Origin of the sequence: Rhizobium aureum (assembly GCF_030182495.1) — a bacterium.
Lineage (GTDB): Bacteria > Pseudomonadota > Alphaproteobacteria > Rhizobiales > Rhizobiaceae > Rhizobium > Rhizobium tropici_C.
Genome location: NZ_JAQJCI010000018.1, coordinates 43459 through 57263, shown reverse-complemented (window position 1 = coordinate 57263; position 13805 = coordinate 43459). Strand labels below are relative to the sequence as shown.

Sequence of the window (13805 nt, the reverse complement as noted above, 5' to 3'; positions counted from 1 at the left end):
TGAGAGACGGAGTAGGCTTCGCCGTTACCCGCGCCGTCTTTCAGACTTCGTGAAAAGCAATCGGCCGACTCAATCCTGAAGCTGGCATTTCACCTCTAACATCATTCGAGATCATCAATGAAACTCTACACGCACCCTGGAGCAAGCTCGCTCTCGGTCCATATCCTGTTGCGCGAGACGCGCCTGCCTTTCGACCTTGAAGTGGTCAACGTCACTGCCAAGGTTCGCGCAGACGGCTCCGATTACTGGACCGTCGCCCGACGCGGAATGGTGCCGCTCCTCGAGCTGGACACCGGAGAGAAGCTTACGGAGAACCTCGTCATCGCCCAGTACATCTGTGATCGCGCCGGGCGACATGATCTAATGCCGGAAGCGGGAACCATGCAGCGCTATCGAGTCATGGAATGGCAGAGCTATGTCGCCGCGGAACTGCATAAAAGCTTCGTGCCGATGTTTTGGCCGATCGATGACGAAACGCGGGCGCTCGTTTTAGGGCGTGTTCGTAACCGTCTCGGTTTCCTCGACGAAGGCCTGATAGGCCCGTTCCTGACCGGCGAAACTTTTACAGCCGCCGATGCCTATCTTTTCGTAATCGGTAGCTGGACACGGCATTTCGGGATTTCGACCGATGAGTATCCGCGCCTGAGGAATTTGCTCAATCTTGTATCGCAGCGTCAATCGGTCCGAGACGCGCTCAAGGCTGAGGGGCGCGGGCTCGTGGTTATCGACGATCCCGATCCCACGCCGTAATTGGGAAAAAAGGAAAATCGGCGGCGATATTAGGCATCGCCGCCGAGCGCTTAGGAGTGGTGTCCCTGCTCAAACTCCTTGGCGCGAGAAGCGCTGGTCAACGAGCAGTGCGATAATTTCGGCCGCTCCGGCTGCTACTCCGATGAGCCAGATCTCACCGCCACCAATGATGGCTGCTCCGATGGCGCTTCCGATGGAAAAGCCGAGATACATTGTCGATGTGTTCAGCGAGAGAGATACCGACGCTTGAGATGGCGACGAGGCATGGATGAGGCGTGCCATCTGAGCCGGAAAAAAGGACCAAACGCTGAAACCCCAGACGGCGATCGCAACGAGCGCTGGCGCCGATGCGGCTGTCGGTCTCAGATTAGTCACGCCTGCAAGCGCAATGAATGACAGAGCCAACAGCGTAAGCGAAACCATCGCGACCTTACGGGAGCCGAACCGGTCGTTGAGTGTTCCGCCAGTGGTAACCCCGACAGCAGCCGCGATTCCCCACATGGAGACGGTTGCTGCAACGCCCGTTACTCCGAAGTCGAGCACCGAGCTCAAATAAGGCGCGATGTAAGGGTAGGCGGTGTAGGCACCCAGCGACCAGAACAACGTCACGGCAAGTAGTTTCAGGATTGCGGACTGGCGAACGACACTGAGCCTCTCCGAGAGGCTGGCAACGGCCATGCCTTCTCCCACCTGACGTCTTATGCCCGCCTGGATTCCGACGATAGCCACAACACCCATCACCGCGACCGCGAGGAACGTGGCACGCCAGCCGAACGCATGGCCAACAACAGCGCCGAGCGGGAGACCAAGGGCGATTGCAATGGTCATCCCGCCACTCACGATTGCCAGGGCGCGACCGCGTCTATGCGGACCTGCGATGGCACCCGCGAGTGCATTGGCGCTGGGGACGTAGAGGCCCGATGCAACAGCCATCAGGATACGTGCTACCAACAGCGTGCTGAAGGTGGAAGAGAATGCGGCGGCGAGGTTGCCAACTGTGAACAACGTCATCGCCACAATCAACGTGTCGCGGCGGTTCAAACGTCCAGTGGCAACCGTCGTGATCGGCGAGCTGATGGCGAGGACAAGTGTGAATACGACGACCAACATCGCGGTGGCCGAAATGGTCATCCCCAAATCCTCGGCGATGGTCGGTAGTAGAGGGGCGATCATGAAACCTTCGGTGCCGATGGCAAAGGTACCAAGGGCGAGGAAGTAAGCTGGGACTAGCGACGGTGCCGACGTTTCTGCGTTGTGTGGGATGGGGGCACCTGACAACTTGTTGTCTTTGACTTTCAGTCGATTTGACATGACGAATTCCTCGCGAGATCTGCCTCCCGGATTACGGCCGGAAGGCAGTGCCGCGACTTCGAGGGCTTAGACTGGGATCGGGTTTGCCGCCAAGGATTCGTTGAACCCGTGGACGAAAGCATGTTCGTTGGTCCCCGGGTTGTCGCGAAGGGCTGCGATTTCCTCCACGTAGACTTCGGGGGCGTCCGTCTCGAGACCCTTCATCGTCTTTTCGATGAAGATATCCAGCGGCATGGCACGGGGATCGCCGCTCTTCTTAACCAGGTCCGTATCGACCCACGGCGGAGCGATTTCCTGGACCTTCACGTTTGTTTCCCGAAGCATGAAACGCTGTGAGAGCGAGTAGGAATGAAGGGCTGCCTTGGTTGCGGAGTAGACTGCGTTCGAAGCGAGCGGCACGAATGCGAGCACCGACGTGTTGTTGATGATTGTGGCCTCGGGCTGCGCCTTCAGATGCTCCACGAGAGCTGATGCCATACGGATTGGACCAAGCAGGTTCGTGTCGATGATGCGGCGCGATACCTCGTCATTAACGAGCCCCGAAGCGTCGTCGAACGGCATGATGCCTGCGTTATTGATAAGGACGTTCAGCTTCGGATACTCGGCGATGAGCTTCTTGGCCACGCGATCGATGTCGTCGACGTCGCTAATGTCGAGTTCTACGGTATCGATGCCTGGGTTTGCCGCCGACACCTCGTCAAGCAGAGATTTGCGACGACCTGCGATGATGACTTTGTTTCCGAGCTTATGGAAGGCTTCCGCGAGGCCGCGGCCGATGCCGGAAGTGCCGCCCGTTATGAAGATGGTGTTACCTGTCGTTCTCATGGATCGCTCCTGTTCGTTAAGACGCCGGACATTTGTAGGCATGTCGGCTCGGTTCCGATTGGAGGATCATGTCCCAAAATGCAGGCGTCTCAAATGTCAGGGAAACGGCGTTTTCGGACATTGAGTTGTTACGAAGATTGGTTTAACCGTCGAAGTGCCTTGGCCACACTGTACGGCTTACATTCCTCGCCTGAGATCATGGATTCGGGCGGCAGCGTGCGAAATGGAAACTGATAAAGTCGACGGGCTTGCGATCCCCATTGGGACAAGGTGACCGCTAACGCGCCAACGGTGCAGACAGCCGCGCCATTCAGGTTTTCACTCCGAGCGCACGCGTATTGGTCTACAGAGCCATCACGTGGAGCCGACACGTCGGCGCACGAGAGAAGGAAGAGTGCAAGAGGTCATCCAAAGGCAAGCTTGTCGGGGCACGTTGCCTTGGATCTCAAGAATTCACGCGTTCCAGGTCTGGTCCGCCAATCATCTTCAACGTGCGGCGGATCATCTGTGGCGGTTGGCCGAAAGAACGGAGGAAGGCGCGCCGCATGCGATCACGGTCCGCAAATCCAGTGTCGCGTGCCACGATTTCGACTGGATGGGTTCCATCTTCCAGCATCGCTCTGGCCGCCTCGAGCCGCAGGCGTTCGACAGCCTTCGCCGGGGAATGTCCCGTTTCCTCACGGAACAGCCTGCTAAATTGGCGCGGGCTCAGGTTCGCGCTGTCCGCAAGCTCTTCGACGCTCAACGGATTCCGGAGATGTTCCTTTGCGTAGATCAGTGCCTTGCGGATACGATCCGATCGCGGTTCCAGTTCGAGGAGAGCGGAAAACTGCGACTGTCCACCCGGTCGCCTGTGATAGACGACGAGCTTACGAGCGATCGACTTGGAGAGCGCCGCCCCGTGGTCGTCCTCGATGAGTGCCAAAGTCAGATCGATTGCGGCGCTCATTCCCGCCGAAGTCCAAATGTTCTCGTCGTGCACGAATATGCGGTCCTCGTCGACATGGACCTGCGGAAACTTCCGCTGAAGATCGCGCGCGTGGGCCCAGTGGGTCGTGGCGAGTCTGCCATCGAGGAGACCTGCTTCGGCCAGGAGGAATGCGCCCGTGCAGACCCCGGCAACGCGCCGGCATTCTGTGGCGGCGTTGACGATGTATTCCCGAAGAGCAGGAGAGGGGGCACGCGGAACCAGTTCGCCCACGATCATCAATGTATCGGGGAATTCTTCGAGCTTTCCGGTTTGGATGCCGATATTCAGGGAGGACCGCACCGTGCCCCCATTCTCAGACATTACCGTAAGCTTGTAGGCTTCTTCGCCCACTTCCTGGTTTGCGAACTCGAACGCGGACAGTGCAGCCAGCCCCATGACCTGGAAACCGTCTTCGAGAATGAAACCGACGCTGCGCATAGCCTCGTTGCTCCTGCTATTTCAAATTGATGCTAAATGCGGCACTGCCGGCGCTGCTTCCATTCGGAAACGCCGGCAGTGCAATTCAATATGGACTGGCGAAGTCGCGATTACCATCGCGCGGCTTCTGTCGCGCGATGACTTCGATGGAAACAATCACTCCGCAGCCTGTCTTGTCTCCAGCTCCCACTCGTCCTCGTTGTGCGTGCGTGGCACATACCTAGATCGCAGCAGAACGTAAAACACCGGGGTCAGGAACAGGCCAAACAGCGTAACGCCGATCATGCCGCTGAACACCGCGGTACCGAGCGATCGCCTCATTTCGGCTCCCGGACCCTCGGCGATCGCAAGCGGAAGAACGCCGAAGATGAACGCAAGCGCCGTCATCAGGATCGGGCGCAGGCGCAAATGGCAAGCCTCGATCGCTGCATCGACCGCGGACTTTCCCGCGTCCTGTGCCTGACGCGCGAATTCCACGATCAGGATGGCGTTCTTCGCCGCCAAGCCGATCAGGACGACGAAGCCGATCTGGGTCAGAATGTTGTTGTCCATTCCCCTGAGGTAGACGCCAAACAGTGCACCAAGGACGGCCAGCGGCACGATGAGGATGATGGCCGCTGGAAGAACCCAGCTTTCGTACTGCGCGGAAAGCGCGAGGAACACGAAGATCACCGACAGTGCGAAGATGTACACGGCGCTGCCTCCGGCGTGGGTTTCCTGGTAGGACAGTTCGGTCCATTCGTACGTGGTACCCGGTGGAAGCGTTTTCGCGGCGAGCTGCTGCATCTTTTCGATCGCCTCGCCCGTCGAGACGCCAGGAGCGGCGTTGCCCTGGAGAGGAACCGAGACGTACATATTGTATCGCTGGACGAGAGTAGGGCCGCTGGTCTCTCTGATATCCGCAAGTGTTCCCAACGGAACGAGGGCACCCGTTGCGGATTTGACCTTGAGATTAAGCATGTCGTCGCGTTCGAGGCGGAACTGTTTATCTGCCTGGGCGCGGACTTGATAGACTCTCCCGAAGGCGTTGAAGTCGTTCACGTAGGCGACGCCCAGGTTGCTCGACAGGGTATCGAAGATATTTGGGATCGGAACGTTCAGATACTGCGCCTTGTCTCTGTCGATATCGAGGAAATACTCTGGACTCGATTCCGAGAAGGTGGTGAAGACCCCGGTGAGGCCCGGCGTCCTGTTGGCTTCGACCATCAGCTGCCGAGCGAGCCCCAGAACGCGGGTCATGTTCGAGTTGTCCTGGTCCATGATCTGCATTTTGAAGCCGCCCGAATTGCCGATGCCCTGAACCGGAGGAGGCGGGATGGCAATGATGAACGCTTCGTCGACGCTTTGAAGGTTTTTATAGAGCGTCTGAATGATCTTTTCCGAGGTATCCCCAGTGGCTAGCCGTTCCTCGAAAGGTTTGAACGGCGTGAAAATCACTCCGGCGTTGGAAGCGTTAGTGAAGGTCGCACCGCTGAAACCTGCAAACTGTACCGCATTGGCGACGCCGGGCGTGTTCTTCGCGATGTCCCCAGCCTTCTTGATTACCGCGTCCGTCCGGTCGAGGGACGCGCCTTCCGGAAGCTGGACGACCACGATCGCATATCCTTGGTCCATGATCGGAATGAACCCGCTCGGCACCTTGGTGTTAAGGAACCAGGTTGCTCCAAGGAGAGCGACGAAGACGGCAAGCGCGGAGCCGAGCCCTGTTTTTGAACTGACAATGGTCCGGACGATCGAGGAGTAGCCGGAGCTGAGCTTGTCGAAGCAATAATTGAAGATTTCGGCGCACCATTTCCCAAACTTCGCCGCAGGGTTCGTCTTCGTCTCCGAGGGACTGTGAGGTCGCAGGACGATCGCGGCAATGGCCGGAGACAGCGTCAGCGAGTTCAGCGCCGAGATCGCAGTCGCAATTGAGATCGTCACTGCAAATTGTCTGTAGAACTGACCGGAGATTCCGGGGATGAAGGCTGTCGGTACGAATACGGCGATAAGGACTAGCGAGATGGCGATTACCGCCGTGCCCACTTCATCCATTGTGACGTGCGCTGCCCGCCGGGGCGACATACCGCTTGCGAGATTGCGTTCCACGTTCTCGACCACGACAATCGCATCGTCCACGACGATCCCGATCGCAAGTACTAGCCCGAAGAGCGTGAGCATGTTCAGCGACATGCCGAATGCAGCAAGGAAAGCGAACGTACCGACGAGCGAAACCGGGATCGCGACGATCGGAACGATCGCGGTTCTCCAGGACTGAAGGAATATGAGCACGACCACGGCAACGAGTACGATCGCTTCGCCGATCGTCCTGTATACCTCACTGATTGAATCCGACACAAAAGCGGTCGTGTCATAGATGATGCGGTACTCAAGTCCGGGCGGGAACTGGCCCGAGAGGTCTTTCATGATGGACTTGATCTGCGCAGCCGTCTCCAGTGCATTCGTACCGGGCCGCGCGAAGATACCCATGCCGACTGCCGGCTGATTGTTGACATAGGAGTTCGTCACGTAGTCGCGCGCACCGAGCTCGATCCTGGCAACGTCTTCGAGTTTAACGAGCCTGCCGTCGGCGGTTGACTTCACGATGACGTAGCGGAACTGCCGGGCATCCTCAAAGCGACCGTCCGTGCGGACGGTGTATTGGAACGGATTCTCTCTCGGTGTCGGAGGGGCTCCGATCGAGCCGCCGGAAACCTGGACGTTCTGGTCACGCAGCGCGCTCACGACGTCGGTCGCGGTCATTCCGTAGGAAGACAGCTTCTCCGGGTCGAGCCAGATCCGCATTGAATATTGCCGCTCGCCGAAAATCTGGATGTCACCCACGCCCTGTAGGCGGACGAGTACATCCCTGACGCGGTTTCGCGCGTAGTTGGACGTATAGAGCTGGTCGTAGCGGCCGTTCGGCGAAAGCAAATGCACGACCATGAGGAGGTCGGGCGAGCTTTTGGTCGTCGTGACACCGAGGCGTTGTACTTCCTGCGGCAATCGGGGAAGAGCGACTGCGACACGGTTCTGTACGAGAACCTGAGCTTTATCGAGGTCGGTTCCCAGCGCGAATGTGATCGTTAGCGTCATCGCGCCGTCTGCGCTCGAATAGGATGACATGTAGAGCATGTCCTCGACGCCGTTCACCTCTTGCTCGATCGGCGTTGATACGGTGTCAGCGATCGTTTGAGAGTCGGCTCCCGGGTAGGACGTTCTGACCACGATCGTCGGAGGCGCGATCTCGGGATATTGTGAGACCGGAAGCTCGAAGTAGGCGATCGTTCCCACGATCATCAGCACAAGCGAGATGACGCAGGCGAAGATCGGACGGGAAATGAAGAAGTGTGCGAACCTCATTGACCTGCCTCCGATGCCGAGGCGCTCTCCGGTGCAGAGGCGACAGCATCCTTGTTTTCCTTCGGTAGAGTTGTCTCCTTGGGATCAACCTTCATGCCCGGGCGCACACGCACTACGCCTCTCACGACAATGGACTCGGTACCGTCGAGCCCGCTGCGAACGACACGGTAGCCGAATATTCGAGGGCCGGGCCGGATGGCCTTCGTGCTGACGGTATTGTCCTTCCCGACAACGAAAACGACACGCTCGTCCTGGTCCGAGCTGATAGCTTCATCTGGGATAAGAACAGCCTGATAGGAATTCGACCCCTCTAGTTCGACCCTGCCGAACAGCCCCGGCTGGAGCGCGAAATTGGGATTCGCAAACCGGGCGCGGGCGCGAAGGGTGCCCGTCTGGGGATCGACCCGGTTTTCGGCGAAGTCCAGTGTTCCTTCGAATTTGGTGTGGTCTCGGTCGCCCAGGGTGACCGAGACTTTCAGCCCGCCGCCACCGCTCTGTAGGACTTCCCCGTTCTTGCGGGCCGTCTCGGCGTAGTTCAGGAGCCGACGCTCATCGATGTCAAAATAGAAATCGATCGGATCCAGCATGACGATGGACGTCAGAACCGTCTGGTCGGCCTGGACGAGATTACCCACCGAAATCTGGTGGCGGTCAATGCGTCCACCAAGAGGTGCGGTGATGCGGCTGTATGTGAGGTCGAGGTCTGCGCGGTCGAGTGTCGCCTGCGAGCCCTGAACATTCGCCTCCGCCGAATCCAGCTCACGGCGACGGTCGTCCAGGGTAGATATCGTCTGGCTTCCGGATTTCACCAGCGAGTTGACGCGATCGAATTGCGCTTGCGCGTAGGTAAGGCTCGCAGCCGCAACCGCGAGGTTTGCGCGTGCTTGGTTCAATGCCGTCAAGAACGGACGCTGGTCGATCTCGAAAAGCTGGTCACCCTCCTTAACGAGCTGACCATCCTTGAAGTTGATCGCCTCCAGATATCCACCGACCCGCGCTCGAATCTGAACTTCTTCCGCAGCTTGGAAGCGACCGATGAATTCATCCCGGTCAACTACGTCGCGCACCACCGGTTTGGCCACGACGACCTGGGGCGCGGGATTTGTTTCCTGAGCAAGTCCGACCGAGGTCAAAGGAGCGCTGCAAGCGAGAAGCCAAAGTGAAAATGGAATCGAACGGTACCTCATCAAAGCCCCCGTGGTGTTGCGGAAATGCGTGTGACTAGCCCGAAGCTGATAGTGACGCGCTAGCAATAAATGCCGGGGGTAGTCGAGAAACGATTGTAAGATTGGTGCTTCGCGGCGGAGCCCGATCGTCCAATATCGATGCTTGGGGAATTGATAGAAAAGCTCCGACGTAAAGGGAGTTGCGAACGATGAACAAGAAGCTTGAGATCAGCGAAGAGCCTGTTCGGGACGGTATCGAAACTCTGCCGGAGTTGTCGGATATCAACCTCGAAACCGCAGACACGCCTGCGTCCCCCGCTGATGCACTTCTCGATGAAGCACTCCAGGAAAGTTTCCCCGCGAGCGATCCTCCGGCGTCGGGCAAGATGGAGTGACGAACGGTTAGGGTGCAGCCCGAGCTTCAAATTTCGGTCGAGCGGTTTCGAAGGCCGGGCACGCCGTGCAAGCCCCGACCAGCCATGGAAAAAGGTACGGACTATGGACGGCGGTTCCCGTGACTATCAGAGATTTCCCACGCTGACGCCTTTGCAGGTCGAAACGGCCCGCAGGTTCGCCGGTGCGGGGCCGCTTTCGTTCGAGCCTGGTCAAGAGATTTTTCCTGTCGGCGAGCGGAATGCGCCAGCCTTTCTGGTTCTCGAAGGGCAGATCGATGCGTTTCGGCATGACGGTTTTCGCCGTGACCAGGATGTCACCGCGCATAGGGCAGGTCAGTTCTCAGGCGAGATCAACCAACTATCCGGCCGCCCGTCATTGTCGGGACTTAGAGGCGGACCCGACGGGTGCGTGGCAATCGCTTTCGATGCGTCTCATCTTCGCGCACTCATCATCGGCTCCGCGGAAGTGGGCGAATCTGTCATGCGCGCGTACATCCTTCGGCGCGTCGCCTACCTTGAGGCCGGCGTAGGCGGCTCGATCCTGGTCGGGACATCGGGCGATCCTTCGCTGATGCGCCTTCAAGGCTTTCTATCCAGCAACGGGTATCCACACACGGTCCTTGATGCCAACTCGGACGAGGAGGGGCTCGTCCTCGTTGAGCGTCTCGGAATATCGGCAGACGAACTGCCGCTAATGATCTGCCCAAGCGGCACCGTGCTCAGAAATCCAACCGATGGAGAGGCGGCGACTTGTCTCGGGATCACGCCCGAACTCGATCCGGATGCCCTATATGACGTTGCGATCGTGGGTGCAGGGCCGGCAGGTCTCGCGACTTCTGTCTACGCGGCTTCCGAAGGCCTTCGGTCTATAGTTATCGACGAACGCGCGATCGGTGGACAGGCGGGAAGTTCGTCCCGTATCGAGAACTACCTCGGTTTTCCGACCGGGATTTCCGGGGCGGCGCTTGCGGGACGCGCCTTCAGCCAGGCGCTCAAGTTCGGCGCTGAGGTTGCGCTTCCGCTGAAGGTCAGGGAACTAATGGCTCCCGAGACGTCTCGCGCGAGGTCGACACCCATATCGCTTACGCTCGACGACGGGCAGTCAATTCGTGCGAAGGCGCTGGTGATCGCCTCCGGTGCCCGGTATCGCACGCCCGAGATCGAAGGCTTGCAGGAGATTCAGGATACCACCGTTTCTTTTTGGGCCTCCGCGCTCGAGGCCAAGCTTTGCGAAAACTCTGATGTAGCCCTCATCGGAGGCGGTAATTCAGCGGGCCAGGCCGTGGTGTTCCTCGCCCCACGCGTCAAGCGGCTGCACATGATCGTGCGTCGCGATCTTTCCGCGACGATGTCGTCGTATCTCATCGAACGAATAGCGGCGTTGCCCAATGTCGAAATACATCTGGGTTGCGAATTGGTTTCCGTCAGCAGGGACGACGGGTCGAACGTTTCGGGTGTCCTGCAGCATAAAACGTCGATGGAGACGAGGGCCTGTTCTTTCAGTCACCTCTTCCTGTTCGCCGGAGCCGACCCCAACACGAATTGGACGGGCGGCAAAATAGCCACGGACAACAACGGTTTCGTGCTCACGGGACGGGTGTTCGACCAAGAAGTGGCTTCGTCCCTCGGAAGACAATCGTTCGCTCTGGAAACAAGCATACCGAACATCTTCGCGATCGGAGACGTTCGTGCCGGCTCGACCAAAAGGGTGGCGGCGGCCGTGGGTGAAGGGGCTGCGGTCGTCAGCCAGATCCACCAGGCGCTGAAGCTGCTCGACGTGATGTCTTAGCCCCAGGTCGAACTAAGTGGATCTAATCGCTGAAATCTGCCAGTCGGAAGGTGAGCACGCAGTGTATCGTGCTTTTCCGCCAGTTCGAGGGATTGATGTCGAGCAGGCGGTGGCGCGACGGGCATATGGACTCGAATTGACAAACAGATCCCCACAGGACGCATGACCGTCGCGCGAGCTCATGTTGCGTGACGCAGGGCAGGCAATCTCGAACAAATCAGTCCATTCAATGCCCCGCACTAACGCAACAGATAATGCGCTATCTGATGTTCGAGCAATCCTCCCCATCCCCAAGCGACGTAAATGACCAAGATTGCGAATAGCGCTCCTGTGATCGAGTTCAGAGTCATAGTTGGCGGAAGGGAAAGCTCGGTCTCAAGATTGCTGGGCTCGAAAATCGAGGGAAGAGGCATTTCAGCGACAGGACCGAGCGCTCTCCTTAGTGCGTCTGCATGGCGCTCGTTCGCGCCGACCCGCTGCGCTGCTGACAGGTCGTCGAACAGGTGTTTCTTGACAGCCAACTTGCGCTCCTCGGAAAGGGAGTGGTCGATATACAGCTGGATCTCGGTCTCGGTGATGCCTGCCATTTTATTTGATCCTCCTGAGATGCGCAGCCTTGTGTGCGCCCGTGCGTAGCGGAAGCTCGACGATCTCCCTCAATCGCTCTCTCGCGAGAGGCAGTTCGTTGATGACGAAAGTGGCGGGTACGTTAAGGGCGTTCCCGATCTCGTGGAAAGTGAGCCGTTCGACTGATGCGAGCAGGATCATGCTCCGGTCGAGTGCGGTCAATCGCGTCAGGGCGGACCTGATCCCGGTATCGTACTCCGGAATCGCTTGGCATACGACTTCTTCGAAGATCGCGACATCGTTTTCCGCAAGACGATGGATCAGGCCGTAGCCTTCGATCTTGAGGTCGCTGAAGCCGAGGAGCATCCATCGCGCTCTCAGCATCTTCAAGACGGTCATCACGAGTGCATCGGCCGCCCCAATGTCCATCGCGTGCCCGCTTGCGAACCTTCGAAAGGCGGGAACATGTGGTAACACGTTTTTCGTGAACTCTTTCATGGACGCGACCAGTCTACAGTTCGGGTTATTTGGCTGGGGCCTCAGACGAGTTTGGCCTTAGAAGCGGGCAACGAGCCCAGGAACGGCATAGGGCGCGGGTGTTTGCCCGCGCCTACCACTTCACGAAAGACGGATGTCGGATAGATCGATCGACACGACGAGCGGCTCGGCCATGGACTTCCCGTCTGGCTGTCTGGGGAAAATACGCCGCTCGGTGGGGAACATCAGCCCCTGAACCTCCTTGTAGCCTCCAATGTAGTGGGCACCCGGAGTGTTTCCGGCAATCTCGACGTCGTAGTCATGCCGCTTGAGGAGGCCGGCGTCATCGACGTAGAGTGTTTGAACGGTGCTGTGCGTAGCAATACTGGCGGGGAACGTGACCTTCAAACGCTGCCAAGTCTCTCCATTTTCAGTCCACGCGCCGATCTCTTCAGTTTCGACGCCAGGCGTAGCCAGAAGAAATGGCATGTTCAGGTATGTCCACATAGCGATGCCCGCGAAATATGCGAGCTGCGGGTCGGACCAAGGAGTTTCCAGCGTGTGACCGGCGAACGACGAGCGGGGATCCTTGAGCTCTTCGAGGACCTTTCCATGTGCGTCCTTGATCTGAACCAGCCCCGGCTCAAACCGCGTCACCTTGCCCTCGGCGGTGAAAGGGTCGTGAGAAGCCCACTCGTCACCTAGCCCGACCGCCACGTTGGTTTCATCGAGCTGGCCGGGATGTCCTTTCAGTGGCCACAAGACGCCGCCTTGCTTCAGATGAGCCGTGAGGCGTGTGTATTTCTTCCAATTCTCCAAGCCGCCGTGGGCGGCAATAATTTTCTCGACGAGGGAAGGCATTTTCGTCTCCGTGGTTTGTGTCGTTTAGCTGTTCAGGAAGTGCTGGACGTGGGCGACGAACGTTTCGGGATATTGGAAAAGCGCGCCGTGACCGGAGTCCGGGTATAAAACGAGCGTGGCGTTCGGCATGTTTTTGAACATTTCGTACGCGTTGATGGACGGGAACATCGTGTCGTCGCTGCCGTGTACGATGAGGGTCGGCTGCTTAATCGCCTTCAACGATTTGTGGCCGGGGTCTTTGTCCGCGCACCATCCGATGATGGAGGCCGCTTGAGGATTGCTCACGGATTCCTGGCTCTCCGGATCGCGCTGATCCGTGCGGCCGGTGGCGCGGTCGATGAATGCCCGCCCCGCAGCTTGGCTTTCCGCCGAAGGAGTGAAGAAGAGAGGAAGCCGAACGTCATCGGCATTTTGCGCGAAGGCTTCCTGGACAATCTGCATCAAGTGCTCCTCACCACCCTTGGGCGCGGTGCCGGCGAGAATGATTTTGCGAACCTTGACGGCCGGGCGAACAGCCATAAGCTGTGCGATGAAACCTCCAAGGGAAAAGCCGAGGAGATCGACTTTGTCAAAGCCGAGCGCTGCGATGAAGCTCTCGGCATCAGTTGTCATCTGATCGACGCTATCGGGCGTTTTGCCACCGGATGTTCCTACCCCTGCGTTGTTGAAAGCGATAACAGGGCGGTCCGCGGCTAGAGCATTCACTACGGCCGGGTCCCAAGAATCCATCGTTCCGGTGAAATGCTGCAGGAGAATCAGGGGAGTTCCGGTGGCAGTTCCCAGCCGGCGATACGCGTAGCGAACCCCGTATGCCTCCACATATCTTGTCTCGGCTTCCTCGAGTTTGACGGACATCGTGCATCCTTTCCTTAAAATCGCGTCCATTGTGGTGCGAAGGAAAGTGCCGATTAAGG

At 58.4% G+C, this 13805-nt stretch carries 12 protein-coding genes; 3 read left to right on the top strand and 9 right to left on the bottom strand.

Translation table 11 applies throughout. The features are described from left to right. Nucleotides 1–117: 117 nt before the first annotated feature. A complete protein-coding gene (locus tag PH552_RS27725; RefSeq protein WP_113249316.1) occupies nt 118–750 on the top strand; it encodes a glutathione S-transferase N-terminal domain-containing protein in 633 nt (210 codons plus the stop codon). A 69-nt stretch (nt 751–819) separates the two neighbouring features. Here PH552_RS27725 and PH552_RS27720 read toward each other — a convergent pair whose 3' ends face one another. The 5 genes from PH552_RS27720 to PH552_RS27700 all read right to left on the bottom strand — a co-directional run bounded on the left by PH552_RS27720 (nt 820) and on the right by PH552_RS27700 (nt 8823). Beyond that, nucleotides 820–2061 carry an MFS transporter gene (locus tag PH552_RS27720; RefSeq protein ID WP_113249315.1) on the bottom strand — a complete coding sequence of 414 codons (1242 nt, stop codon included), beginning with the start codon at nt 2059–2061 and terminating at the stop codon, nt 820–822. A gap of 66 nt (nt 2062–2127) precedes the next feature. Continuing rightward, the gene (locus PH552_RS27715) at nt 2128–2886 is read right to left on the bottom strand and encodes an SDR family oxidoreductase (protein WP_113249314.1); all 759 of its coding nucleotides are present in this window, start codon (nt 2884–2886) and stop codon (nt 2128–2130) included. 445 nt (nt 2887–3331) lie between these two features. Beyond that, nucleotides 3332–4294 (bottom strand): GlxA family transcriptional regulator, encoded by a 963-nt coding sequence (locus PH552_RS27710; protein WP_113249313.1) that lies wholly within the window; start codon nt 4292–4294, stop codon nt 3332–3334. A gap of 156 nt (nt 4295–4450) precedes the next feature. Beyond that, nucleotides 4451–7636, bottom strand: a complete 3186-nt coding sequence (locus PH552_RS27705; RefSeq protein ID WP_113249312.1) for an efflux RND transporter permease subunit — start codon at nt 7634–7636, stop codon at nt 4451–4453. Continuing rightward, nucleotides 7633–8823, bottom strand: coding sequence for an efflux RND transporter periplasmic adaptor subunit (locus PH552_RS27700; protein WP_113249311.1), 1191 nt, complete (start codon nt 8821–8823; stop codon nt 7633–7635). The genes PH552_RS27705 and PH552_RS27700 overlap by 4 nt, the downstream gene beginning before the upstream one ends. Before the next feature lie 188 nt (nt 8824–9011). Here PH552_RS27700 and PH552_RS27695 point away from each other — a divergent pair, with 188 nt between their 5' ends. Both PH552_RS27695 and PH552_RS27690 read left to right on the top strand, forming a co-directional pair. Then, the gene (locus PH552_RS27695) at nt 9012–9197 is read left to right on the top strand and encodes a hypothetical protein (RefSeq protein ID WP_113249310.1); all 186 of its coding nucleotides are present in this window, start codon (nt 9012–9014) and stop codon (nt 9195–9197) included. Nucleotides 9198–9300: 103 nt separating this feature from the next. Continuing rightward, nucleotides 9301–10986 carry an FAD-dependent oxidoreductase gene (locus PH552_RS27690; RefSeq protein WP_113249309.1) on the top strand — a complete coding sequence of 562 codons (1686 nt, stop codon included), beginning with the start codon at nt 9301–9303 and terminating at the stop codon, nt 10984–10986. Between the two features lie 239 nt (nt 10987–11225). Here PH552_RS27690 and PH552_RS27685 read toward each other — a convergent pair whose 3' ends face one another. The 4 genes from PH552_RS27685 to PH552_RS27670 all read right to left on the bottom strand — a co-directional run bounded on the left by PH552_RS27685 (nt 11226) and on the right by PH552_RS27670 (nt 13746). Beyond that, nucleotides 11226–11573 carry a hypothetical protein gene (locus PH552_RS27685; protein WP_113249308.1) on the bottom strand — a complete coding sequence of 116 codons (348 nt, stop codon included), beginning with the start codon at nt 11571–11573 and terminating at the stop codon, nt 11226–11228. Between the two features lies 1 nt (nt 11574). Further along, complete coding sequence (locus PH552_RS27680) at nt 11575–11982, bottom strand: hypothetical protein (RefSeq protein WP_113249307.1); 408 nt, start codon at nt 11980–11982, stop codon at nt 11575–11577. Between the two features lie 189 nt (nt 11983–12171). Next, nucleotides 12172–12891, bottom strand: coding sequence for a hypothetical protein (locus PH552_RS27675; protein ID WP_113249306.1), 720 nt, complete (start codon nt 12889–12891; stop codon nt 12172–12174). A 24-nt stretch (nt 12892–12915) separates the two neighbouring features. Further along, entirely contained in the window at nt 12916–13746 is an 831-nt protein-coding gene (locus PH552_RS27670; protein ID WP_113249305.1) for an alpha/beta fold hydrolase, read from the bottom strand. Nucleotides 13747–13805 lie beyond the last annotated feature (59 nt).

What these genes read in the sequence shown, in the direction of transcription:
- PH552_RS27725 (WP_113249316.1), top strand. Translation starts at nt 118, where the DNA reads ATGAAACTCTACACGCACCCTGGAGCAAGCTCGCTCTCGGTCCATATC.
- PH552_RS27720 (WP_113249315.1), bottom strand. Translation starts at nt 2,061, where the DNA reads ATGTCAAATCGACTGAAAGTCAAAGACAACAAGTTGTCAGGTGCCCCC.
- PH552_RS27715 (WP_113249314.1), bottom strand. Translation starts at nt 2,886, where the DNA reads ATGAGAACGACAGGTAACACCATCTTCATAACGGGCGGCACTTCCGGC.
- PH552_RS27710 (WP_113249313.1), bottom strand. Translation starts at nt 4,294, where the DNA reads ATGCGCAGCGTCGGTTTCATTCTCGAAGACGGTTTCCAGGTCATGGGG.
- PH552_RS27705 (WP_113249312.1), bottom strand. Translation starts at nt 7,636, where the DNA reads ATGAGGTTCGCACACTTCTTCATTTCCCGTCCGATCTTCGCCTGCGTC.
- PH552_RS27700 (WP_113249311.1), bottom strand. Translation starts at nt 8,823, where the DNA reads ATGAGGTACCGTTCGATTCCATTTTCACTTTGGCTTCTCGCTTGCAGC.
- PH552_RS27695 (WP_113249310.1), top strand. Translation starts at nt 9,012, where the DNA reads ATGAACAAGAAGCTTGAGATCAGCGAAGAGCCTGTTCGGGACGGTATC.
- PH552_RS27690 (WP_113249309.1), top strand. Translation starts at nt 9,301, where the DNA reads ATGGACGGCGGTTCCCGTGACTATCAGAGATTTCCCACGCTGACGCCT.
- PH552_RS27685 (WP_113249308.1), bottom strand. Translation starts at nt 11,573, where the DNA reads ATGGCAGGCATCACCGAGACCGAGATCCAGCTGTATATCGACCACTCC.
- PH552_RS27680 (WP_113249307.1), bottom strand. Translation starts at nt 11,982, where the DNA reads ATGGACATTGGGGCGGCCGATGCACTCGTGATGACCGTCTTGAAGATG.
- PH552_RS27675 (WP_113249306.1), bottom strand. Translation starts at nt 12,891, where the DNA reads ATGCCTTCCCTCGTCGAGAAAATTATTGCCGCCCACGGCGGCTTGGAG.
- PH552_RS27670 (WP_113249305.1), bottom strand. Translation starts at nt 13,746, where the DNA reads ATGTCCGTCAAACTCGAGGAAGCCGAGACAAGATATGTGGAGGCATAC.